The organism is Allobosea sp. Root381 (assembly GCF_001429395.1).
Taxonomy (GTDB): Bacteria; Pseudomonadota; Alphaproteobacteria; order Rhizobiales; family Beijerinckiaceae; genus Allobosea.
The window spans coordinates 382,117-403,997 of record NZ_LMJT01000001.1 but is presented as its reverse complement, the minus strand read 5'-3'; the positions used below and the strand labels follow the sequence as shown (position 1 = coordinate 403,997).

The 21,881-nt window shown below is 67.8% G+C and carries 21 protein-coding genes and 1 tRNA gene; 13 read left to right on the top strand and 9 right to left on the bottom strand.

Annotated elements, in window-relative coordinates:
• Positions 1-2 precede the first annotated feature (2 nt).
• From ASE63_RS01900 to ASE63_RS01880, 5 genes are all read right to left on the bottom strand, one after another.
• Positions 3-521: a tripartite tricarboxylate transporter TctB family protein gene (locus ASE63_RS01900; protein WP_056795599.1), complete on the bottom strand. Its 519-nt coding sequence runs from the start codon at positions 519-521 to the stop codon at positions 3-5.
• Positions 521-1,510 carry a LysR family transcriptional regulator gene (locus ASE63_RS01895; RefSeq protein ID WP_082609566.1) on the bottom strand — a complete coding sequence of 330 codons (990 nt, stop codon included), beginning with the start codon at positions 1,508-1,510 and terminating at the stop codon, positions 521-523. Before ASE63_RS01895 ends, ASE63_RS01900 begins: the two co-directional genes overlap by 1 nt.
• Before the next feature lie 157 nt (positions 1,511-1,667).
• Positions 1,668-2,597: a DMT family transporter gene (locus ASE63_RS01890; protein ID WP_056796566.1), complete on the bottom strand. Its 930-nt coding sequence runs from the start codon at positions 2,595-2,597 to the stop codon at positions 1,668-1,670.
• Between the two features lie 87 nt (positions 2,598-2,684).
• Positions 2,685-3,347 (bottom strand): glutathione S-transferase family protein, encoded by a 663-nt coding sequence (locus tag ASE63_RS01885; RefSeq protein WP_056795594.1) that lies wholly within the window; start codon positions 3,345-3,347, stop codon positions 2,685-2,687.
• Between the two features lie 87 nt (positions 3,348-3,434).
• Complete coding sequence (locus ASE63_RS01880; RefSeq protein WP_056795590.1) at positions 3,435-6,482, bottom strand: ATP-binding protein; 3,048 nt, start codon at positions 6,480-6,482, stop codon at positions 3,435-3,437.
• 271 nt (positions 6,483-6,753) lie between these two features.
• On the opposite strand from ASE63_RS01880, the gene ASE63_RS01875 reads away from it, so the two are divergent.
• The 5 genes from ASE63_RS01875 to ASE63_RS01855 all read left to right on the top strand — a co-directional run bounded on the left by ASE63_RS01875 (position 6,754) and on the right by ASE63_RS01855 (position 9,587).
• Entirely contained in the window at positions 6,754-7,149 is a 396-nt protein-coding gene (locus ASE63_RS01875; protein ID WP_082609564.1) for a phasin, read from the top strand.
• A 117-nt stretch (positions 7,150-7,266) separates the two neighbouring features.
• Positions 7,267-8,172: a hypothetical protein gene (locus tag ASE63_RS01870; RefSeq protein WP_156410140.1), complete on the top strand. Its 906-nt coding sequence runs from the start codon at positions 7,267-7,269 to the stop codon at positions 8,170-8,172.
• A gap of 339 nt (positions 8,173-8,511) precedes the next feature.
• Positions 8,512-8,588 (top strand) — tRNA-His (locus ASE63_RS01865).
• Between the two features lie 214 nt (positions 8,589-8,802).
• Positions 8,803-9,231 (top strand): Hsp20 family protein, encoded by a 429-nt coding sequence (locus ASE63_RS01860; protein WP_056795579.1) that lies wholly within the window; start codon positions 8,803-8,805, stop codon positions 9,229-9,231.
• Positions 9,232-9,323: 92 nt separating this feature from the next.
• A complete protein-coding gene (locus tag ASE63_RS01855) occupies positions 9,324-9,587 on the top strand; it encodes a DUF1150 domain-containing protein (RefSeq protein WP_056795576.1) in 264 nt (87 codons plus the stop codon).
• A 7-nt stretch (positions 9,588-9,594) separates the two neighbouring features.
• On the opposite strand, the gene ASE63_RS01850 is transcribed toward ASE63_RS01855, so the two are convergent.
• Positions 9,595-10,371 carry an alpha/beta hydrolase gene (locus tag ASE63_RS01850; RefSeq protein ID WP_056795573.1) on the bottom strand — a complete coding sequence of 259 codons (777 nt, stop codon included), beginning with the start codon at positions 10,369-10,371 and terminating at the stop codon, positions 9,595-9,597.
• A 134-nt stretch (positions 10,372-10,505) separates the two neighbouring features.
• Between ASE63_RS01850 and ASE63_RS01845 the strand changes: the two genes are divergently transcribed.
• Together ASE63_RS01845 and infC are read left to right on the top strand one after the other, a co-directional pair.
• Positions 10,506-11,723 carry a glycosyltransferase family 4 protein gene (locus ASE63_RS01845; RefSeq protein WP_056795570.1) on the top strand — a complete coding sequence of 406 codons (1,218 nt, stop codon included), beginning with the start codon at positions 10,506-10,508 and terminating at the stop codon, positions 11,721-11,723.
• A gap of 99 nt (positions 11,724-11,822) precedes the next feature.
• Positions 11,823-12,365, top strand: coding sequence for a translation initiation factor IF-3 (gene infC, locus ASE63_RS01840; protein ID WP_056796564.1), 543 nt, complete (start codon positions 11,823-11,825; stop codon positions 12,363-12,365).
• Positions 12,366-12,637: 272 nt separating this feature from the next.
• Here infC and ASE63_RS01835 read toward each other — a convergent pair whose 3' ends face one another.
• Both ASE63_RS01835 and ASE63_RS01830 read right to left on the bottom strand, forming a co-directional pair.
• Positions 12,638-12,931, bottom strand: coding sequence for a GYD domain-containing protein (locus tag ASE63_RS01835; protein ID WP_056795567.1), 294 nt, complete (start codon positions 12,929-12,931; stop codon positions 12,638-12,640).
• A gap of 156 nt (positions 12,932-13,087) precedes the next feature.
• A complete protein-coding gene (locus ASE63_RS01830) occupies positions 13,088-13,684 on the bottom strand; it encodes a TetR/AcrR family transcriptional regulator (protein WP_056795564.1) in 597 nt (198 codons plus the stop codon).
• 105 nt (positions 13,685-13,789) lie between these two features.
• Between ASE63_RS01830 and ASE63_RS01825 the strand changes: the two genes are divergently transcribed.
• The 3 genes from ASE63_RS01825 (at position 13,790) to rplT (ending at position 15,776) form a co-directional block, all read left to right on the top strand.
• Complete coding sequence (locus tag ASE63_RS01825; protein ID WP_056795561.1) at positions 13,790-15,001, top strand: MFS transporter; 1,212 nt, start codon at positions 13,790-13,792, stop codon at positions 14,999-15,001.
• Between the two features lie 171 nt (positions 15,002-15,172).
• Positions 15,173-15,373, top strand: a complete 201-nt coding sequence (gene rpmI, locus ASE63_RS01820) for a 50S ribosomal protein L35 (protein WP_056795558.1) — start codon at positions 15,173-15,175, stop codon at positions 15,371-15,373.
• A gap of 28 nt (positions 15,374-15,401) precedes the next feature.
• Positions 15,402-15,776 (top strand): 50S ribosomal protein L20, encoded by a 375-nt coding sequence (gene rplT, locus ASE63_RS01815; protein WP_056795555.1) that lies wholly within the window; start codon positions 15,402-15,404, stop codon positions 15,774-15,776.
• A gap of 182 nt (positions 15,777-15,958) precedes the next feature.
• Here rplT and ASE63_RS01810 read toward each other — a convergent pair whose 3' ends face one another.
• The gene (locus ASE63_RS01810) at positions 15,959-16,720 is read right to left on the bottom strand and encodes a TIGR00730 family Rossman fold protein (protein ID WP_056796561.1); all 762 of its coding nucleotides are present in this window, start codon (positions 16,718-16,720) and stop codon (positions 15,959-15,961) included.
• Positions 16,721-16,862: 142 nt separating this feature from the next.
• Between ASE63_RS01810 and pheS the strand changes: the two genes are divergently transcribed.
• From pheS to pheT, 3 genes are all read left to right on the top strand, one after another.
• Positions 16,863-17,948, top strand: coding sequence for a phenylalanine--tRNA ligase subunit alpha (gene pheS / locus ASE63_RS01805; RefSeq protein ID WP_056795551.1), 1,086 nt, complete (start codon positions 16,863-16,865; stop codon positions 17,946-17,948).
• Between the two features lie 28 nt (positions 17,949-17,976).
• Positions 17,977-19,158 carry a ceramide glucosyltransferase gene (locus ASE63_RS01800; protein ID WP_082609563.1) on the top strand — a complete coding sequence of 394 codons (1,182 nt, stop codon included), beginning with the start codon at positions 17,977-17,979 and terminating at the stop codon, positions 19,156-19,158.
• Positions 19,159-19,254: 96 nt separating this feature from the next.
• Entirely contained in the window at positions 19,255-21,678 is a 2,424-nt protein-coding gene (gene pheT, locus ASE63_RS01795) for a phenylalanine--tRNA ligase subunit beta (RefSeq protein ID WP_056795549.1), read from the top strand.
• Positions 21,679-21,881 lie beyond the last annotated feature (203 nt).

Here is a 21,881-nt window from a genome sequence, read left to right as displayed (position 1 = left end):
GATCAGATTCCCAGAAGCCAGGGCGCGAGCGGGATAGGCAGGCTGAGTGCGTATTTGAACATCAGGGCGCAGCCGGCCGTCATCGCGGCGGCGAAGATGATGAGCTCCTTCGGGCGCACATCGGTGGCGGCGAAGCCCGAGACCAGCACGACGATCGGCCCCGAGACGAGCATGCCGAGCGCGGGTACCTTGAGCGGGCCGATCTCGAAGCCGCGGATGGTCAGGCCGAACAGGCAGGCGGCACCGAGCACGAAGAAGACCCCGCGCCAGGAGAAGCCGGTGAGCTTCTCGCCGTTGTAGCGCAGCGAGTTGGCCGACAGCAGCAGCCCGAGCCCGGCGCAGATCACGGCGAAGGACTTGGGCAGCATGCCCGGGCCGAGCTGGCGCAACGTCCCGGTCGGCAGGTCGCGCGACAGGAACAGGGCAAGCAGGGCCAGGGCCAGCATGAACAGGCCCGCGGCGAAATCCTGTGTCGAACGGATGCGCAGGCTCCGCGCGGCCTCGATTTTGTTGAGACTCATCAATGTCCTCCGGTTTGGGGAGCCGCGGCGCGCGTCGCGGGCTTTCGGGTCTGGGCCGGTATGGTAAAGGGCAGCGGGCTGTACTCGTCGATCAGGGTGACGCTCTCGCGCAGGATGGCAAGGAAGTCGTCGCGAGCGGAGAGCTTCTGGTGCGGCCGCCAGGCGACGCCGACGAGGGCGCCGGGGGGCGGAGGATCGAGCATGGCGCCGCGGAGGCGCCGGAGCGTCACGCCGGGGAAGCTCAGCCGCGAGACCCAGTCTGGCGCCAGCGCCATGCCGAGCCCAGCCGCTACCGCCGACATCATGGCGGGCTTCTCGGTCGCCTCGATCACCACGTTGGGCACGGTTCCGACGCTTTCGAAATAGGCCATGACGAGGTCGTAGGCGAAGGGGCGGATTCGCTTGGACGGCACCACGAAGGGCTCGCCGACCAGGTCCTGCATCGTCAGGTCGTCGCGCGCGGCGAGCGGGTGTTCCTCGTTCAGCACGACGATCGGCCGTTCGACCCGCAGCACCTCATAGGCGCAATCCGTCGGCTTGCGCGGCGGACGGGTCAGGGCGAGGTCGAGCTTGCCCGCCTCCAGCATCTGGATCAGTGGCGCCGTCATCGCCTCGACGAATTTGATCTCGACGCCGGGATAGCGCTCGCGGAAGGCGACCAGCGCCTCGGGAACGAAGCTCGACGATGCCGCGTCGATCGCGCCGATCCGGAGCAGCTTGCCGGAGGCCAGCGACGCGTCGCGGACGGCGCGCGCGGCATAATCCATCCGGGCCAGGATCGCCCGGCCCTCCTCGAGCAGGACGAGGCCGGCACGCGTCAGCGCCACCTGACGCGTGGTCCGCGTCAGCAGGGCGGCGCCGAGCTCCTCCTCGAGGGTGCTGATCTGCCGGGAAAGGGCTGGGGGCGCCAGGCCGAGCCGCTCTGCCGCGCGGCCGAAATGAAGCTCCTCCGCCACCGCGATGAAGCATCGCAGTTGCCGAACATCCATAGGCGTTCCTTCGTCCCCTCTGGCGTATCGTTTTGACCGATATCTTCCAGCCGATGCCGCAAAGCCGATTAGCGGCTTGAGCCGCGAAAGCGACCCTAGAACAATTCATAATCTTTGTGAAACAAAGCTCTTCGCAATCCCGGGGGAGCTGCGGCCTTCAGGCTGCGGCAGCACGCCGCAGGCGCCGCAGCAGCCTGCCGTCGATCAGGGCGAGCCCGGCGAAGATCGCCGCCATGCCGGCGAAATGCCGCGGCAGCAGGCTTTCTCCGAGGAACCCGACGCCGAGCAGGATCGCGCTGACGGGGATCAGGAAGGTGACGAGCATGACATTGGTTGCCCCGGCGGCGCGCATGATCCGGAAGAAGATGATGTAGGCGAGCGCCGTCGAGATCAGCGCAAGGCCGACCGCCGCAAGGATGGCCTGCTGCGAGGGCACGGGCAGCGTCCACGGCGGATGCAGGACGAAGACGATCGGAAGCATCATCAGCGTCGAGGCCGAAAGCTGGCCGGTGGCGGCGACGAGCGGCGGCAGGTTGCGGAAGCGCTTCCCGAACAGGCCGGAGAAGGCATAGGAGATCGCCGCAAGCACGCAGGCGAGCTGCGCCGCCAGATTGGAGCCGAGGCCGCCGAGAGCGTCCGGGCCTATCAGGATGCCGACGCCGATCAGCCCGGCCAGCACGCCGCCGAGCTTCAGCCCGGTAACTCTTTCATTGCCGAAGCAATGCATCACGAGCACGGCGAAGATCGGCGTGGTCGCGTTCAGGATCGAGGCGAGGCCGCTGGCGATCTGCTGCTGACCCCAGAGAAACAGGCTGAACGGAACGAGGTTGTTGAGGATGCCCATGCCGAAGAAGGCGAGCCAGATGCTGCGCCCCACCGCCATGGATAGCCCGCTGATCCGCACCGCGAGAAGCAGGGCCAGTGCCGCCAGCCCGACGCGGACCTGGACCACGGCGAAGGGCGGCCATTCCGCGACGGTGAGCTTGTTGAAGAAGAACGACCCGCCCCACAGGATCGACAGGAAGACGAGGAGGAGCCACTCGATCGGGCCCATGCGCAGCGAAGGGGCGGGAGGTGGCGGCGTCATGGCAGGATCGATGCTCGCGAAGCGGGACATCCTGCGTCAGTAGGCGGCCGGGCATGGCCCGGCCACCCGATTCGCGCAAATCTCGCCTCAGGCCGCCTCGGCCTCCCGCGCCTGCCACATTGCCTTGAAGGCGGGGCGGGCCTGGCAGGCGTCGAGCCAGGCTTTGACATGGGGAGCCGCCTCGAAAAGCGACGTCGCGGGCTTCGCGTAGCGGATGACCTCGGCGACGTTGATGTCGGCGACGGTGAAGCGCCCGCCCATGACGAAGCCGCCGCCTTCCGCCAGCGCCCGGTCGAGCACGGCGAAGGGGGCGGGCAGGGCGGTGAGCGCTGCCTCGACGAGCTTCGGATCGCGCTTCTCCGACGGATAGCCCGCCAGATGGTACAGCAGGTTGAGCGCATGGGTCTCGCATTCGGTGGCGGCCCAGAGCGACCACATCACGGCGAGCCCTTCCTCCTTCGCATCCTTGGGCGCCAGCGGCCCGCCATGCTTGCGGGCGAGGTAAAGGTTGATCGCCAGCGACTCGTGCAGCTTGAACCCGTCATCGTCGATGCTCGGGATATGGCCGTTCGGATTGACCTTGAGGAATTCGGGGCTGCGCGTGTGGAGCGGCGCATCCGGCGCCGACGGATCGGCCACGCGATAGGCCTGGATTACCGGCACATGCTTGAAGGCGAGGCCGAGCTCGTTGGCGAGCCAGACATTGCGCGTCGCGCGCGAGCGATAGCAGCCGTAGATCGTCAGGGACATGGCGGGTGGGCCTTTGCAGGAGAGACGTAGCGGCTGCTGTCGTAGCAGGAGAAGCCGTCGCCCCGCATCCCGTCCGGCAGGAAATTTTTATCCTGCCAGGACCCGCTGCGGCGGGAAGGTGATCTCCACCAGCGTGCCTTCCTTCTTGACGCTGGTGATCGACATCGCGGCACGATTCGCCTCGACCAATGCCTTGGTCAGCGGCAGGCCCAGGCCGGTGCCGCCGGCGCGGCGGGTCGTCGGCACCTGGCGGAAGGGCTCGAGCGCGAGCTCGATTTCCTTGTCGTCCATGCCGATGCCGGTGTCGCGCACCCGCAGGATCGCCTCGCCCTGGTCGCCCAGCGCCGTCGAGATGATGACTTGCCCGCCCGCATCGGTGAACTTCACCGCGTTCGAGAGCAGGTTGATCACGATCTGCCGGATCGAGCGCTGGTCTGCCACCACCGGCGGCAGCTTGGGCGACAGCCCCGAGCGCAGCACGACGCGGCCGCGCTGGGCCTCCGGCTGCAGCAGGCTGACGGCCGAGAGCGCGATCTCGTTCAGGTTGACGCTGACGAAGTCGAGATCGAGTTTGCCGGCCTCGATCTTGGCGAGGTCGAGCAGGTCGTTGACGAGGCTGATGACGTAGCCACCCGACTGGTGGATGTCGCGCAGGTACTCCTTGTAGCGCTCGTTCTCGATCGGCCCGAAGCGCTCCTCCGCCATCACCTCGGCGAAGCCGATGATGGCGTTGAGCGGCGTGCGGATCTCGTGGCTGATCTTGGCGAGCACGTCGGATTTCTGCGCGCTGGCCTTCTCGGCCGCCTTGCGCGCCTCGACGAGCTCTCCTTCCGTCTTCTTCCAGGCGGTGATGTCGCGCAGCACGGCGCAGTAGCGGCGCTCCGTGCCCTCGGCGATCTGGCCCATCGTCATGAACAGCGGGATCTTGCCGCCCTGCCTGACCCGCCCGACGACCTCGCGGCCGTCATTCATCACGGAGGCGACGCCGCCGCCCTGCAGCCCCTCGAGATAGTCGAGCGCGGGCGCATGGCTCTCGGCCGAGAAGAGCAGGGTGAACAGCTCGCCCGTGACCTCGCGCTGATCATAGCCGAATAGCGCCTCGGCGGTCTTGTTGAGCGAGAGGATGCGGCCGCGATCGTCGACGGTGACGACGCCGTCGGTCGCGGTGTCGAGCATGGCGACGAGCTCGCTCATCCGCGCGTCGCGGACGTCGGCGTCGAGCCTGAGCGCCTCGACCCGGGCGGCGCTCTCGCGCTCCTCCGCCTCGAACTCGGCCGCGAGTTCCGCCTCCTCTGCCTCCTCGGGCGTCAGCACCTTGACGTCGCCGCCGCCATTCGGATGGCGGAAGGCGATCAGCGTCGCCGCTTCTCCCTGCCAGGACACGCTGGAGAGCACGGCATCGACGCTGACGAGTTGGCCGAGCCGGTCGACCAGCAGGGTGCGGCCGCCATCGCTGCGGGTGGCCTCGCGGATCAGCCGGCCGACGCCGCCGCCCGCCGTCAGATCGGCGAGATCGGCGTAGTCGAGCAGGTCGAGCAGCGTGCGGTTGACGTAGAGCGCCTCCTCGCCGCGGTTGACGAGCACCGCGATCGGCAGCTTGTCGAGCACGTCGGCATGGGAATTGGGCAGGCGCGGGCGTGTCGCGCCGGCCTCGGCATCGATGTCCGTCGGCACGGTCGGAGCGCCGCTAGCCTCGGAGGCTTCTGTCGCTTCGGTGGGCAAGCCGGTCACGGGGGCCATGCTCGCCTCGGCCGCAAGGGCGGCATCCTCCTCCTTCAGGCGAAGCGGCATCGCCTGCGGCAACCGCTGCGCGACGGGCTCGTCCTCTCCGGCGATTCGGGCACCGAGAGCCTTGGCGATTTCGCGAAAGGCGTTCCGCTCGGCCTTGCTCAGATTGGCCTTCGACGGTTCGAGCACGGGGCGCACGGACGCCAGATGCCCGTTGCGCAGCGGCACGATGTTGCCGGCCGCGCTGGCGGGCTCCGCCGGGACGGCATCGTCGCTATCGGATCCGGTCAGAAATTCTTGGTCGCTCTGCGTCTCGGTCGCCGCCTGAGCTGTATCCGCTGCTGGTTCGTCTGCCTCCTCGCGGTCGAGCGCGGTCTCGATCGGCGTTGAAACGGCTTCCGTGGCCGGCTCGATCTCGGCTGTATCCTCCGCCGAGGCGACGACGGCCGCGTCGAGCGCTGCGACGACCGTTGTCTCGGGCACGAATTCGCCCGTTGCTTCGGGCGCATGTGGGTGCTCAGCGGCCGGCGACGGGGCAGGCGCTTCCACCGTGATTTCGGCCTCGACGGCCTCGTCCTGCGGCGCGAGGGCGAGCGGGAAGGGCTCGCGCGCAGTGGGGCGCACGAGACCGAAGCCACGGAATCCGGAAGGCTGGCGCGCGGCGTCCAGCACCGGCACGCCCGACAATTCGACGCGCGCGCCTTCGCCCGGCGTCGCGGTGCGCCAAAGCACCTCGTGGCCGCTCCAGGTCGCGGAGCCGGCGAGGCGGGCCGGCAGGTCGCCGCTGCGATCGATCACATCACTGCCGATCAGGTCGGCCCAGTTGCGGCCGGGCAGCGCGGCTGCAGCTTCCGGTCCGACCAGTTCGGCGATGTTCGGCGAAAGGCTGGTGAGGCGGCTGGTGGCGTCGCTCTGCCAGAGAAAGCGGATCGTGGTCGGCGCTGCCTTCGGCGCCGGCGCCGCGGGCTCCGGCTCGGCCGTCGCCGCCAAGGTCTCGGCAGGGGGGATGACGATTCCCAGGCGCCGCAGCTCGGCCGACTGTACCGCGATGGCAAGGACCGATTCGCCCGAGGCCGATTCGCCCTCTCCCAATTCGATGAGCTTGCAGCCGCAGGTGACGAGCGTCGCGGCAAAGCCCGGGGTCAGCCGCAGGCGCTCCAGCCGTACGCCGGAGCGGGAAGCGAGGCCGCCGGCCAACAGGGTCAAGCGCTGGCGTGTCGCCGCGGGCAGGGAAAAGCTGGCGGCATCGCCGCCCAGCAGGGCGTGTCCGGCGGCATTGGCGAAGCCGACACGGCCTGCCTGCCGATCCCAGAGCAGCAGCACGCCGCCAGCCGCGAACGAAGCGAGGCTCTCGTCCTTCGCCGCCGCCGCGCCTTGCCGCGCCCAGTCCTGTCCGGCCCCGCTCATGCTTGCCCGCTCTTGAGTACGTGCCATATGGTCCACGCCAATATGGCTAACAAAGCCTTAATAGCTGTGAAATCGGTGCAAATCCATGCGGCGCCCCAGGCTGTCCCCGCCCGCTTGGAAACAGCGTTAACGGCGCGTCCGGTTCGGGCTATGATCGTCATCGCAGCGCAACAATTTTGTTGCAATGCAAAACAATCGAGCGGAGCATGGCCAGAAGAGCGGCCCAGGCGGATACCCCAGCATAGACGGCACCCGGACAGGAGGACCAGCCATGGCGGATAGGAACCCTTACGAAGTCCCCACTGAAATGCGTGAATTTGCCGAGCGCAGCGTCGATCAGGCCCGAAAGGCCTTCGATGGCTTCATCGGCGCTGCTCACAAGGCTGTGGACAGCGCTCACGGCTCGGCCGAATCCGCCCGCGCCAATACGCAGGACGCCGCCCGCAAGGCGATCTCCTATGCCGAGAACAATGTCGGCGCCGCTTTCGATCTCGCCCGGAAGCTGGTCCAGTCGAAGGACTTGACCGAGGTCCTGGAGCATCAGTCCGAATTCGTGAAGGCGCAGATCGCCGCGCTCCAGTCCCAGCTCAGGGACCTCGGCGAGGCCGCACAGGATGCCGCGGCCAAGGCGGCCGAAACGGTGACGAAGGCTGCGAGGCCGAAATAGGCACGTCCGCGATGACGTCGCGGCGATCGCCGTGGGCGCCGCCGCGGAGCCTGAATGACGAGCGGAAGGCCGGCAGCCCGCCGTGCCGAACTGCTGCAGCGCCGAAGGAGAGCCGCGATGGTCAAGCCTGCTCCGATCTCCCCCGAATCCCGGCTTCCGGCCGCCCCGCCGCCCGAGGCCGCCACCGGCGGCGCGCCGGCCGGGACGCCAGCCGCAGCGGAGGCGTCGCCACCGAAGGCGCCCGCTGCTCCGCCGGCGCGCGACCCGGCTCCGGCCCTGCCGAAGGCGGCCGAAACCGCTCCGGCGGCCGTGGTCGAGCCGGTCGCAAAACCTGCTGCCACGGCTCCTGCCGAGGCGAAGACCGCCGTTACGAAGGCGGCTTTCAAGGCGCCTGTTCCCGAGATCCCTGCTCCGGAGATCGCTGCTCCCAAGACGCCTGCTCCTAAGCCGCCGGTTTCCAAGGCCGCCCGCGCCGTCAGGCCGGGGCGGAAGGCGCGCCTGGCTCCGGCAAGGCTTCGCACCGAGAAGCCCGCTGCCAAGCAGGCAGCGCCGGTTCCGCCTGTCACCAAGCCTTCTCCCGTCTCCAAGCCGTCTCCAGCCTCCAAGCCCGTGCCTGTCTCGAAGCCCGTGCGCAAACCTGCATCCGAATCGGTATCATCCACCGCCAGAACGGCCGCCGCGGCGCCGGCCGGGATTGAGAAGGCCAAGGCAGCGCCGTCGCTGGGCGCAACCGCGCTGCCGCGCCCGCCGGAATTCGCCGCGATCACCTCCGCCGCGGTGATGACGCAGGCGCTGGCGATGGCGAAGGCCTTCGGGGAGCTCCAGGCCAGGATGCTCGACCATGCCTGCGCCGAGCTGAAGGCGAGGCTCGGCGAGGCGGAGACGCTGGCGCGTACCGACAGCGCAGCCGATGCGGTCGTGCTGCAGGCGAGGGCGGTGCGCCGTTCCTATGATGCCTATGCCGAGCACCTGAAGCAGCTGGCGCGGATCGCCGGCAAGGCTGCCGGCAAGGGCCGGGACTAGAGCGGGGACGAGGGCTGAGCCAGCGGCGCCGATCCGGAATTCGTCGTAGACAACTGTGCTTTACGGTGGATCCCGGATCTCCGCTTCGCTGCGTCCGAGATGACGGCGAGGGGCGTTTGTGGTCAGAGCCCCCGAAACTCACTGGTTTCTTGTCAGGCCAGGCTCTCGGGATGAGGGCTGGAGTGTCGAAACGAGCTCCGAAGCGACCCTTCGCAGGGTGCGTCGAAAACATCCGCCGAAACCTGCGATTCACCGGTTGCAATCGTGCGGCGTCGGTTCTAGGTTCCGCGCCGCCGCCGATCACGCGAATGCGACCGATCGCCAAGCGCCGGGGTGCGGGCAGCCATAGCTCAGTTGGTTAGAGCGCTAGATTGTGGATCTAGAGGTCCCCCGTTCAAGCCGGGGTGGCTGTACCACCCGACCCCACTCCGCCCATGCAGCGATCAGGCCTTCGCCCGGAAGGCCCCTTTGGCGCTCTTGAAGCCGTTCATTCCATTCGCCATATCTTGATCAAGCGGGAGGGCTTCGCCTCTCGCCTGCGGGGCGCTGCGATGCGGGCCCCGGTCGATGGGAGCGCCCTCCGGGGGCTCCGGCAGGTCAGGGGCAGCCCTGGCAGGGCAAGGTCTTGGAATGACGCGTACCCCTAGTCTGTCGCATCCGTTCCTGCTCGGATTCGATGACATCGAACGAGCTCTGGACCGGGTCGCCAAGGGCGCCAGCGAGGGATATCCCCCTTACAACATCGAGCGCCTGCAGCGTTCGGAAGAGGAGCCGGACAGGCTCCGAATCACCCTCGCGGTAGCAGGCTTCTCGCGCGAACAGCTCGAGATCACGCTCGAGGAGAACCAGCTGACCATCCGTGGCCGGCAAAGCGACGACAAGAATCGCCAGTTCCTGCATCGCGGCATCGCCGCCCGCCAGTTCCAGCGCAGCTTCCTGCTCGCAGAGGGCATGCAGGTCCTGGGAGCCGATCTGTCCAACGGCCTGCTGGCGATAGATTTGGTCCGGCCGGAACCGGAAAGGCTCATCCGGCGTATCGATATCGTGAGCCGCGACTGAAAGACGAAGGATGCAATAGCGGTTTTTGCATCCGTTCATATTCTCCGACGTATCATGGAAACCGCACTCGCACTGCTCTGAAGGAGGGCGCGATGACCGACAGGACGATGATCCAGACCAGCCCGCTGACCCCCGCCGAATTCGCGGCGCTGGGCACCGGCGAGGTCGCCTATCTCAAGCCGATGACCTCGGACGAATTGCAGCGGATCTTCCCGCAAGCGCCAGAGATCCAGTCCGGGCTGCAGCTCTTCGCGCTGCTTTCGGCCGATGGCGCGCCCATCCTGGTGACCGATTCGCGCGAAGCGGCCACTGCCAACGCCTGGGAGCATGATCTCCAGATGGTCAGCGTCCACTGAGGTAGCCTCAGGGCGCGGTCGCGAGCCCCGCGACCGCTGCCTGCAGGCGGCGGATGTCGTCTGCGCCGGAAAGGCGGTGATCGCCGTCCTTGACCAGCGTCAGCACCACCGGATCGCCGCTCAGGTGCTCGACCAGCCTGAGCGCATGGCGCCAGGGCACATCCGGATCGCGCATTCCCTGCAGGATATGGACGGGGCACCCCGTCCTGATCTCCCCGCCGAACATGAGCAGCTTGCGGCCGTCCTCGATCAGTGCCCGCGTGATCGGCGTCGGCTCCGGCGAATATTCCGACGGCCTGAGCCAGGCGCCCTCGGTTAGGATCGTCTGGCGAATCGCCTCGGGCATCTGCGCCCACATCAATTCTTCGGTGAAATCGACGGCGGGTGCGATCAGCACCATTCCAGCGGGAGCGAGCGGGGTGCCGAGCAGGCGCCGCGCCGCCAGGAGCGCGATCCAGCCGCCCATCGAGGAGCCGACCAGGATCGGCCGCTGCCCGCAGCGGGCGGTGACGACGGCGAGCGCGTCCTCGAGCCAGTGCGACAGGGTCCAGCGTCCGAAGTCGCTGCCACTCTCGCCATGGCCGGCATAGTCGAAGCGCAGGAAGGCGCGGCCCGTCTCGGTGGCCCATTGCGCCAGCGCATTCGCCTTTGTCGCGCGCATGTCGGAGCAGAAGCCGCCGAGCCAGACCACCGGCGCACCGGCGCCCTCCTGCGACAGATAGGCGATGCGGCGGCGCTCCGCGCCGTCGCCGACCTCCAGCCATTGCGGCGCATCTCGCTCCAACCCAAATCTCCTGTGACGAATCGGCGTGGCGGGGCGAATATAGGCTGCGAATTCCGGTCGCGAGCAGGCATAGTCGCGCAAATCGCCGCGGTCATTTCCGCGCAGACGAAAAGAGTTGTTCCGAAACGGTGAGCATGTCCTTTCAGCCAGGCGCGCATCTCTCGCTGCCTTCGACCGAGGCCCACCCGCTCGTCGGGCGGACGATCCTGCAGATCATTCCCGATCTCGAGGCCGGCGGCGCCGAACGCACGGCGGTCGATGTCGCCAAGGGCCTCACCGATGTCGGTTCCCGCGCCCTGGTCGCGACCGAGGGCGGCAGGCTGGTGGCCGAGCTACAGGCCGTGGGCGGCGTCTGGCTGCCGTTCCCGGCGGCCTCGAAGAACCCGCTGGCGATGGCGCTGAACGTCCGCAAGCTGGTGTTGCTCTGCCGGCATGAGGGCGTCGAGTTGATCCATGCCCGCTCGCGCGCGCCGGCCTGGGTCGCGCTCGCGGCGGCGCGCGTTCTCAAGCTGCCCTTCGTGACCACCTATCACGGCTCCTACAACAGCCGCTCGGCCGTGAAGACGCTGTATAATTCGGTGATGGCGCGCGGCGACGTTGTCATCGCCAACTCGGCCTACACCGCCGGGCTGATCCTGGCGAAGCACGGCTTCGCGCGCGATCGCATCCGCGTCGTCAACCGGGGCACCGATTTCTCGTCCTTCGCGCCTCAGGCGGTGGCGCCGGAGCGCATCCAGTCGCTGCGCCGGGCCTGGGGCGTCGAGCCGCATCAGCGCATCGTGCTGCTGCCCGGCCGGCTGACCGGCTGGAAGGGCCAGCGCGTCCTGATCGAGGCCGCCCGCATCATGCGCGACGGCGGCGACACCGACACCGCCTTCATCCTCGCCGGCGATCCGCAGGGCAGGGACGGTTACGTCAAGGAGCTCGACCAGCAGATCGCCAAGGCGGGTCTCGAAGGCCGGGTGAAACGCGTCGGCCACTGCGCCGACATGCCCGCTGCGCTGCTGGCGGCGGCGATCGTTGCCGTGCCCTCGACGGAGCCGGAGGCGTTCGGCCGAGTCGCGGTCGAGGCGCAGGCGATGGGCATTCCGGTGGTCGTCTCGGATCTCGGCGCGGTGCCCGAGACCGTGCTGGCCCCGCCGCAGGTCAGCCCGGGCGAGCGCACCGGCTGGCGCGTTCCGCCGGGCGACGCACCGGCGCTCGCCGCCGCGCTCGAAGGCGCGCTGAGCTTGCGCCCGTCGGCACGCGACAACCTCGCCCTGCGCGCCCGCCAGCATGTCGAACGCCATTTCTCGCTGGAGACGATGGTGCGCGAAACCCTCGACGTCTATTGCGCGTTGCTCGGACGCTGACCATCTAGGCTATTCAGCCTCTTCCATTGACAATGCGCGTCTTTGTGCAATGTGTCTGCTCACGGGCGCGCGAAGCGCCATTCACAGGAGAATACTGCCATTCGTCGTCCTTTCCGTGCTGCCCCGACCCCGACCAAGGAAGGTCCGCGCTCCAACCGCGACATTCGCGGCGTCCGCGAGGTCCAGCTCATCGACGATACCGGCGCCAACCGTGGCGTGGTGTCGTTCTTCGAGGCCCTGAAGATTGCCGAGGATGCCGGTCTCGACCTCGTCGAGATCGCCCCCAACTCCGTGCCTCCGGTCTGCAAGATTCTCGATTACGGCCGCTTTCGCTTCCTGGAGCAGAAGAAGGCGTCCGAGGCGCGCAAGAAGCAGCGCACCATCGAGATCAAGGAGATCAAGCTCCGTCCGGGCATCGACAAGCATGACTACGACGTCAAGATGAAGGCCATGCTCGGCTTCTTCGAGGAAGGCGACAAGGTCAAGGTGACGCTGCGCTTCCGCGGCCGCGAAATGGCCCACCAGGATCTCGGCGTGAAGGTGCTCGAGCGCGTCAAGGCCGATCTGGTCGAGACCGCCAAGGTCGAGAGCGACTGGCAGCTCGAGGGCCGCCAGATGGTCATGGTGCTGGCGCCGAAATAAATCTTGGCTTCGAAGTAACGATCCGCCGATCGCATGAGGCGGTTTGCATCAGGCCCGGCCCCAGTGCCGGGCCTTGTCATGTCCGGGCCTCGACGGAACGACGGCGTCATTCTGCGGCAGGCTGCAGGCCTGAACCCAGAACCGGTTCCGAAGCTCGTCAGGGTGCCGTGAGCCCGGCGCCTTGCCATTGCCGGTCTCGGTTCCGGGTTCCCGGCTCTTCGCTACGCGAACCCCCGAAAGACGAGGTGATCCGATCCAGCCGCAAGAGGCCCCTAACTGACCGAGCGGATGATCTCGCGATAGGCGGCTTCAGGGAAGGCCTTGAGCGTCTTGGTGCGGACATTGCCGAGCATGGCGAGCTGCAGGCAGAAGCGGGCGATCACCGCATCGTCGGGGGCCTCTCCGATGATGACCATGTCGTACTCGCCCATCGTCATGAAGAAGGACTTGAAGTCGCCGCCCATGCTGCCGATCAGCTTCTTGGCGGCGTCGAGGCGGGTGGGCGAATCCTTGACGTTGCGCGCGCCCTGGTCGGTCCAGTTCGCCAGCATGATGTAGGTCGTCATAGCGCGTCTCCCGACCCGGGATTTCCGCCGGAGGCGCCGGGCGGCGGCGGGCTTGTCGCCACGCGGCTCCGGACGGGACTTCGCGATGTCCGCCGGGCATCGCCACGATAGCACGAAGTAGAAGATGACGCAGCGGAATGCAGTCCGCGCGCCGTCTCATGCGGGTTTGCGCAGCAGCCCGCCGAGCATGGCGTCCAGCGCCTCGGTCGCGCCTTGCAGTGCCGTCTCCGGGGCCGGCGCATGCGCAATCCATTGCGCGGCGTGCTGGGTCGCACCGACGAGGAGCCGTGCCACGGCTTCCGGATCGACCGGCATCAACCGGCCATCGGCGATAAGTTCGCCCAGCCCCTTGGTCATCATCCGGATGCAATCGTTCTGGATCGGCCATTGCCAGGGGTCGCCCAGGACGGCCGGCCCGTCGCGCAGCACGATGCGCTGGATTTCCGGCTCCCGCGCCATTGCAAGATAGGCGACGCATTCGTCGCGGAAGCCGCTCCAGCGATCCGGCGCCCTGGCGGAAACGGCGCGCAGCCGAAGCGTCATCTCGGCGTCGATTTGACCGAGAACTGCCGCGAACAAGCCCTTCTTGTCGCCGAAATGGTGGTAGAGTGCGCCGCGCGTCAGCCCGGCCGCGGCTGTCAGGTCGTCCATCGCGGTTTCCGCATAGCCGACGGTCCCGAAGGCCACGCGAGCCGCGGCGATCAGGCTGGCGCGGGTTTCCGCGATCATGTCGGCTCGAAGCCTGCGGCTCATTCACAATCCTTCCACATACGTCTTGTATGTTAATTGACATACGGGGCGTATGCAATTACGCGTTCACATACACAATGTATGTAAGTGCGACCGGACGAGGTTTCCATGTTCAGCCCCTACCGCGCGATCTTCGCCGCTCCCGGCGCGCTCGGCTTCTCAGGCGCGGCCTTCGTCGCGCGCCTGCCTTGGGCGATGACGACGCTGGGGATCGTCACGATGCTATCCCAGTCGCGCGGGGAATACGGCCTGGCCGGTTCGGTCGCCGCCACTTTCGCCTTCGCGAATGCCCTGATCGCACCGCAGCTGTCGCGCCTGGTCGATCGCTTCGGGCAGCGTCGGATCGCCGTCCCGTCGATGCTGCTGGCGCTGGTCGCCTTCGCTGCTCTCATCGTCGCGACGCGCCTCGAAGCGCCGGTCTGGACGTTGTTCCTGTCAGCGGCACTGGTCGGCTTCATGCCCAGCTTCGGGGCGCTGGTCAGGGCGCGCTGGACGGACATCTACCGCGGACAGCCCGATCTGCGCACGGCATTCGCCTTCGAATCCGTCGTCGACGAGGCGGTCTATATCGTCGGGCCGGTCCTCGCCATCGGCCTCAGTGTCTCGCTGTTTCCGGAGGCCGGACCGCTGGCGGCGGCTGTGTTGCTTGCGGTCGGGGGCGCGGCCTTCATCATCCAGCGCGGCACTGAGCCGGCGGTTCACGATCAGGGAGAACAGGGCGCCTCCGCGATCGGGCTCTGGCCGGTGCGCGTCATCGCCCTCGTCATGGTCGCGATTGGCGCGATCTTCGGCACGGCGGAGGTCGCGACCGTGGCTTTCGCCGAGGCCCAGGGCCACAAGGGCGCCGCGAGCCTGGTCCTGGCGAGCTATGCCAGCGGCTCGCTGATCGTCGGGCTGCTGTTCGGCACGCTGCGGCCGCGGATCTCGCTGGTCGCGCAGCTGCAGCTCGCCGTCGGGCTCGCGATGCTGACGACCCTGCCGCTGCTGATCGTCGGCGATCTCGTCTCGCTCGCCTTCGTGCTGTTCCTGGCGGGGGCCTCGGTCTCGCCGACGATTATCGTCGCCATGGGGCTGATGGAGCAGGCCGTGCCGCCGGCCAAGCTGACCGAGGGCATCACCTGGGGTACGACCGGGATCGGGGTCGGGATGGCGCTGGGCTCCCTCGGATCCGGTTGGGTGATCGACCTCTACGGGGCGTCGAGCGGCTTCTGGATCTCGATCGGCGCGGGCGTCGCCGCGCTGGCGATCGTGGTCGCGGGAAGGCGTGCCTTCGCGCATGAAGGGGAGCGCGGTTCGGTCGTGGCCTGCGAACCGGCTTGAGCGATCTGTGCGCCGGCTTCCGCATCGCGCTTGCCAGCCCCGCCCTTTTCTGTCATACGCGCGGCCTTCGATCGCCCGGCTGATAAGGGCTGCCGTGGCGGTCGTCTTTGCTTCCAGCAAGCAAAACTGATGCGGCGCAATTCGCGCGACCGCGACCAATGAGGAGCTGAAATGCCCAAGATCAAGACGAAATCGGCCGCTAAGAAGCGGTTCAAGATCACCGGAACCGGCAAGGTGCTCTATGCCCAGGCTGGAAAGCGTCACGGGATGATCAAGCGGACCAATAAGCAGCTCCGCAATCACCGCGGCACCAACGTCCTCTTCGAGGGCGATGCGGCCAACGTGAAGAAGTACTTCCTCCCCAACGGCTGACGCCCCCTGAACTTCCGGAGATCATGACATGGCTCGCGTGAAACGGGGCGTAACGTCCCACGCCAAGCACAAGAAGACACTCAAGGCCGCCAAGGGCTTCTATGGCCGCCGCAAGAATACGATCCGCGCCGCCAAGGCGGCCGTCGATCGCTCGATGCAGTACGCCTATCGCGACCGCAAGAACAAGAAGCGCTCGTTCCGTGCGCTCTGGATCCAGCGCCTGAACGCCGCGGTTCGCGAGCACGGCCTGGTTTATTCGGTCTTCATCGGCGGCCTCGCCAAGGCGGGCATCGAGCTCGACCGCAAGACCCTGTCGGCCATGGCCATCGACGACGCCGCCTCCTTCACGGCGGTGGTCGAGTCGGTCAAGGCTGCGCTCGGCACGGAAGCCAAGGCCGCCTGAGCGGACTGGTATCGGTGAATTTGGAAAAGGCCGGCGGTGACGCCGGCCTTTTTCGTTTGTCCGTCAGGCTCGGACAGCGCGGGGAACCCTCTCCCGCAGGGAGAGGGCAGGTGAAGGGTGGTCCATTCGACACTGCGGCCGTGACCCGCCCCCCCCCTCTGAGGAACTCGCGACGCGTGACCTCACGTCTGCACGCTGTCATCCGCTGCAGGGCGCCAGCTGTCGCCTGCGCCCTCGACGATGCGGGCATAGGCTTCCTCGGGCGTGTCGGCGTGGCAGAAGAGCTCAAGGTCCTCGGGGCGGATCATCCCGGCCTCGGCCATCACCTCGAGGTTGAGCAGGCTCTTCCAGTAGGCGCTGTCGTAGAGCACGATCGGCACCGGCCCCATCTTGCCGGTCTGCACCAGCGTCATGATCTCGAAGAGCTCGTCCAGCGTGCCGAAGCCGCCGGGGAAGACGACAAGCGCCGCCGCCCGCATCGCCAGATGCATCTTGCGCATCGCGAAATAATGGAAGCGGAAGGTCAGGTCCGGCGTCGACCAGGCGTTGGGCTCCTGCTCATGCGGCAGGGTGATGTTGAAGCCGATCGAAAGCGCGCCGGCTTCGGTGGCGCCGCGATTGGCCGCTTCCATGATGCCGGGCCCGCCGCCGGTGGCAATGACGTGGTCGCGCCCGCTATTGCCCTCGGCCAGCGCTCCGCCGCGCTCGGAGGCGAGCCGCGCGAAGGCGCGCGCCGCCTCGTACCATGGCTCGCCCTCGCGCACCCGCGCCGAGCCGAAGACGACGATGGTCGAGACCACGCCACGCGCGCGCAGATGGTCCTCGGCCTTCTGGTATTCGAGCATGAAGCGGGCACCGCGCGTCGAATCGCCGAGAAGGAAGTCGCGGTCGAGCGCGGCGAGGCGGTAGGAGGGCGAGTTCTTCTGGGCTGTGCTGTCAGGCATGGAATCGATCCGGTTGGCTTGGTCGCGCCAGCCTAGAGCGGGTTCCGCCAAGGAGGAACCAAGGGCTCCGACCGGCGTGATTGCCTCTAGCTTCGGCGCAGGCGACACCCTAGAAGAGCCTCGCAAACGGACCAGAGCAGGCATGAACGAGATCGATCACCTGGGCACGAGCCTTCTCGCCGACGTGGCGGGGGCGCAGGACGAGGCCGCGCTGGAGCAGGTCAGGATCGCGGCGCTCGGCAAGGCCGGCTCGATCTCGGCGCTGCTCAAGACGCTGGGCGCGATGACGCCGGACGAGCGCAAGGAAAAGGGCCCGCTGATCAACGGCCTGCGCGACCGCGTCCAGACCGCGCTGACCGCCCGCAGGGAGGCGCTGGCCGAGGCCGCGCTCGAGGCCAAGCTCGCCTCCGAGACGCTCGACGTCTCGCTGCCGGTGCGCGAGGGGCCGGAGGCGCGCGGCCGCATCCACCCGATCAGCCAGGTCATCGACGAGATCACCGCGATCTTCGGCGATATGGGCTTCTCGATCGCGGAAGGCCCGGATGTCGAGACCGACGATCTGAACTTCACCAAGCTGAACTTCCCCGTCGGCCACCCGGCCCGCGAGATGCACGACACCTTCTTCTTCGCGCCGGACGCGAGCGGAGAGCGCAAGCTGCTGCGCACCCACACCTCGCCGGTGCAGGTCCGCACCATGCTGGCCCAGGAGCCGCCGATCCGTGTGATCTGCCCGGGCCGGACCTACCGCATGGATTCCGACCAGACCCACACGCCGATGTTCCATCAGGTCGAAGGGCTCGTCATCGACAGACAAGCCCATCTCGGCCATCTGAAATGGGTGCTGGAGGAGTTCTGCAAGGCGTTCTTCGAGATCGACAATGTCAAGATGCGCTTCCGCCCATCCTTCTTCCCCTTCACCGAGCCTTCGATGGAGGTCGATATCCAGTGCTCGCGCAAGGGTGGCGAGATCCGCTTCGGCGAGGGCGACGACTGGCTCGAGATCCTCGGCTGCGGCATGGTTCACCCGAACGTGCTGAAGAACTGCGGCGTCGATCCGGAAGTCTATCAGGGTTTCGCCTGGGGCATGGGCATCGACCGCATCGCCATGCTGAAATACGGCATGCCGGACCTGCGCCCCTTCTTCGAGGCGGATGTGCGCTGGCTCTCGCATTATGGCTTCCGCCCGCTCGACCTGCCGACCCTGACGGGTGGCCTGTCGTCGTCGTGACCAAGCGGGCAGGGCAGGGGACAGCGTGATGACGCCCGCGGGCTGGGCTGCACTCTTCGCAGGCGCGCTGACCGCAACCAATCTGGTCAGCCAGGCGATCGCGCTGTGGCGCCTGCGCAAGCCGCTGGAGCGCTCGGCGCTGCTCGCCGCGCTGCCGGCGGTGACGATCGTGCGGCCGGTGCGCGGCATCGAGGCCTTCAGCCGCGAGACCGCGATCTCGGGGCTGGAACTCGATTATCCGCATTATTCCACGATCTTCTGCGTCGCCGATGCCGACGACCCGATCATCCCGCTGGTCGAGGAGCTGATCGCGCAATATGGCGCCGACAAGGTCCGCCTGATCGTCGGCGATGTCGCCGTCAGCGCCAATCCCAAGCTCAACAACTGCGTCCGCGGCTGGGAGGCGGCGAAGACCGACTGGGTCATTCTCGCCGATTCCAACGTGCTGATGCCGAAGGACTACATCCAGCGCATGCTGGCCGCCTGGCGGCCCGAGAGCGGCCTCGTCTGCTCGACGCCGGCGGGCTCGCGGCCGTTCTGCTTCGGGGCGGAGGTGGAGTGCGCCTTCCTCAATCCGTTCCAGGCGCGCTGGCAATATACGGCCGAGGCCGTGGGCCTGGGCTTCGCGCAGGGCAAGTCGATGCTCTGGAACAAACCCTTCCTCGACGCCAATGGCGGCATCGCCGCGCTCGGCGCCGAGATCGCCGAGGATGCGGCCGCGACCAAGCTGGTGCGCGGGGCCGGCAAGCATGTCCATCTGGTCGGCCAGCCCTTCGAGCAGCCGCTCGGCGCGCGCCGCCTGCGCGACGTCGTACAGCGCCAGTTCCGCTGGGCGCGGCTGCGCCGCGTCACCTTCCTGCCCTTCTTCCTGCCGGAAATCCTGTCGGGCCCGCTGCCGGCGGTGATCGCGGCGGCCTTCGCAGCGCCGGCCTTCGGTCTCTCGCCGCTGCTTGGCGCGCTGATGGTGCTGCTGCCCTGGTATGCCGGCGAGATCGTGCTTTCGGTTGCGGTCGGCTGGTTCGTCAGCTGGCGCACGCCGATCGCGCTGCTGGTGCGCGACATCGCCTTTCCCGGCATCTGGGCCTATGCCTTCGTCGGCGGCGACGTCAGCTGGCGCGGTAACGCCATGAAGATTCGCATCGATGGCGAAAACGCGCTGAACGATGCCGTACCGGCGGTCACGAACAAGGTCGCACGCGATGGCGGTTGATCGTCTCGCCGCCCTGCCGGCACCTGGCCGCGACATGCATTTGATCTGCGAGCGCTTCCGCCCTGTGAGAGCGCTTCCTGCGATGGAAACGGAAGAATGAAGTTCACGCTCTCCTGGCTCAAGGACCATCTCGAGACCGACGCTTCGGTCGATGCCATCGCCGAGACCCTGACCCGCGTCGGGCTCGAGGTCGAGGGCGTCGAGGACAAGGCCAAGGCGCTCGCGCCCTTCACCATCGCCTATGTCATCGAGGCCAAGCAGCATCCCAATGCCGATCGCTTGCGCGTCTGCATGGTCGATACCGGCGCGGGCGAGCCCGTCCAGGTGGTCTGCGGCGCGCCCAATGCCCGTACCGGCATGAAGAGCGTCTTCTCCCCGCCCGGCACCTATATCCCCGGCAAGGACATGACGCTCGGCAAGGGCGTGATCCGCGGCGTCGAATCCAACGGCATGCTCTGCTCGGCCGCCGAGCTGCAGCTCTCCGAGGATCATGACGGCATCATCGACCTGCCCGAGGACGCGCCGGTCGGACAGCCTTACGCCGCCTATGCCGGGCTCGGCGACCCCGTCATCGAGATCGCGGTGACGCCGAACCGCGCCGATGCGCTGGGCCTCTCCGGCATCGCCCGCGACCTTGCCGCCGCCGATCTCGGCACGCTGAAGACGCCGGCGGTGGCACCGCTGCGCGGTGCCTTCCCGTGCCCGGTGGACGTGAAGCTCGACTTCGCACCCGAGGACAAGGCGCTCTGCCCGGCCTTCGCGCTCAGGCTGGTCCGCGGCGTCAGGAACGGCCCTTCGCCCGAATGGCTGCAGGCGCGGCTGCGCGCGGTCGGCCTGCGCCCCATCAACGTGCTGGTCGACATCACCAATTTCATGACGCTCGACCGCAGCCGCCCGCTGCACGTCTTCGACGCGGCCAAGGTCAAGGGCGATCTCGTCGTCCGCCGCGCCAAAGCGGGGGAGAGCATCCTCGCCCTCGACGGCAAGACCTATGAGCTGACCGACGAGCAGGTCGTCATCGCCGACGAGAACGGCGTCGAGTCGCTCGCCGGCATCATGGGCGGCGAGGCCTCGGGCTGCGACGAGGGCACCACCGACGTGCTGGTCGAGAGCGCGCTCTGGGACCCGCTGAACATCGCCCGCTCCGGCCGCGCCCTCGGCATCACCTCGGATGCGCGCTACCGCTTCGAGCGCGGCGTCGATCCCGATTTCTGCCGGCCGGGCCTCGATCTCGCGACCGCGATGATCGTCGAGCTCTGCGGCGGTGAGGCCTCCGAGATGGTCTTCGCTGGCGCACTGCCCGAGAGCCCGCGCGCCATCGACTTCCCTTGGTCCGAGGTCAAGCGCCTGACCGGCCTGGAACTGCCGGAGGCCGAGATGAAGCTCGCCTTGACCTCGCTCGGCTTCCACGTCTCGGGCGCGGGTGAGCGCGTCAAGGTCGCCCCGCCGTCCTGGCGCGCCGAAGTCGCCGGCAAGGCAGACCTCGTCGAGGAGATCCTGCGCATCGCCGGGCTCGACCGCGTCGCCTCGACTCCGCTGCCGCGCATCAAGGGCGAGGTCCCCAAGCCCGTCCTGACCGTGCTGCAGAAGCGCACCCGCGGCGCCAAGCGCCTGCTCGCCAGCCGCGGCATGGTCGAGTCGGTGACGTGGTCCTTCATCTCGCAGGATGCGGCGACGCTCTTTGGCGGCGGCTCTCCTGCGCTCGCTCTCGCCAACCCGATCGCGGCCGACCTCTCCGACATGCGGCCCTCGCTGCTGCCGGGTCTGATCCGCTCATCGCAGGCCAATGCCGATCGCGGCTTCGGCGATGTCGCGCTGTTCGAGGTCGGCCAGGTCTTCCAGAGCGACCAGCCGGAGGGCCAGCTGATGGCCGCCGCCGGCCTGCGCCGCGGCACCGCGCGCCTCGAAGGCGCCGGCCGCCACTGGGACGGCGCGGCAAAAGCCGTCGATGCTTTCGACGCCAAGGCCGACGTGATGGCGCTGCTCGCCGGGCTCGGCGTGCCTGTCGGCGGGCTGCAGGTCGTGCCAGGCGGGCCGGATTGGGCCCACCCCGGCCGCTCCGCCACTTTGCGCTTCGGCCCGAAGGTCGTCATCGGCGCCTTCGGCGAGGTCCATCCGCGCGTGCTCAAGGCGCTCGACGTCAAGGGCCCGCTGGTCGCCTTCGAGATCCATCTCGATGCGCTGCCGCTGCCGAAATCCAAGCCGACCAAGGTCAAGCCGAAGCTCGTCCTCTCCGGTTTCCAGCCGGTGACGCGCGACTTCGCCTTCATCGTCGACAAGGCCACCGCCGCCGGCGAGATGGTCAAGTCGGCCCAGAACACCGACCGCGCCCTGATTTCCGAAGTCTCGGTCTTCGATCTTTATGAAGGGCAGGGCGTCGAGGCCGGCAAGAAGTCGGTCGCGCTGGCCGTCACGCTCCAGCCGGTCGAGAAGACGCTGACGGAAGCCGAGATCGAGGCCGTCGGTGCCAAGATCGTGGCGGAGATGGCCAAGCGCTACGGTGCGGCGCTGCGGGGATAGTCGCGAAGACAATCGGAACGTGGCGGTTATGCCCTCCCCAGTTGGGGGCTAGGGTAGGGCGGAAAGCCCGCGGTCCATCCTGATGGCTTCGCCGAGCGGCATTGCCCCAAGCGCGGCTCTCCCACAGCATGCGGGCTCGGGAGAACTGCGCTCGTTGTCGCATTGTTGCTGCGATGCAGCATTTTATTGATGTGAATTGTGTA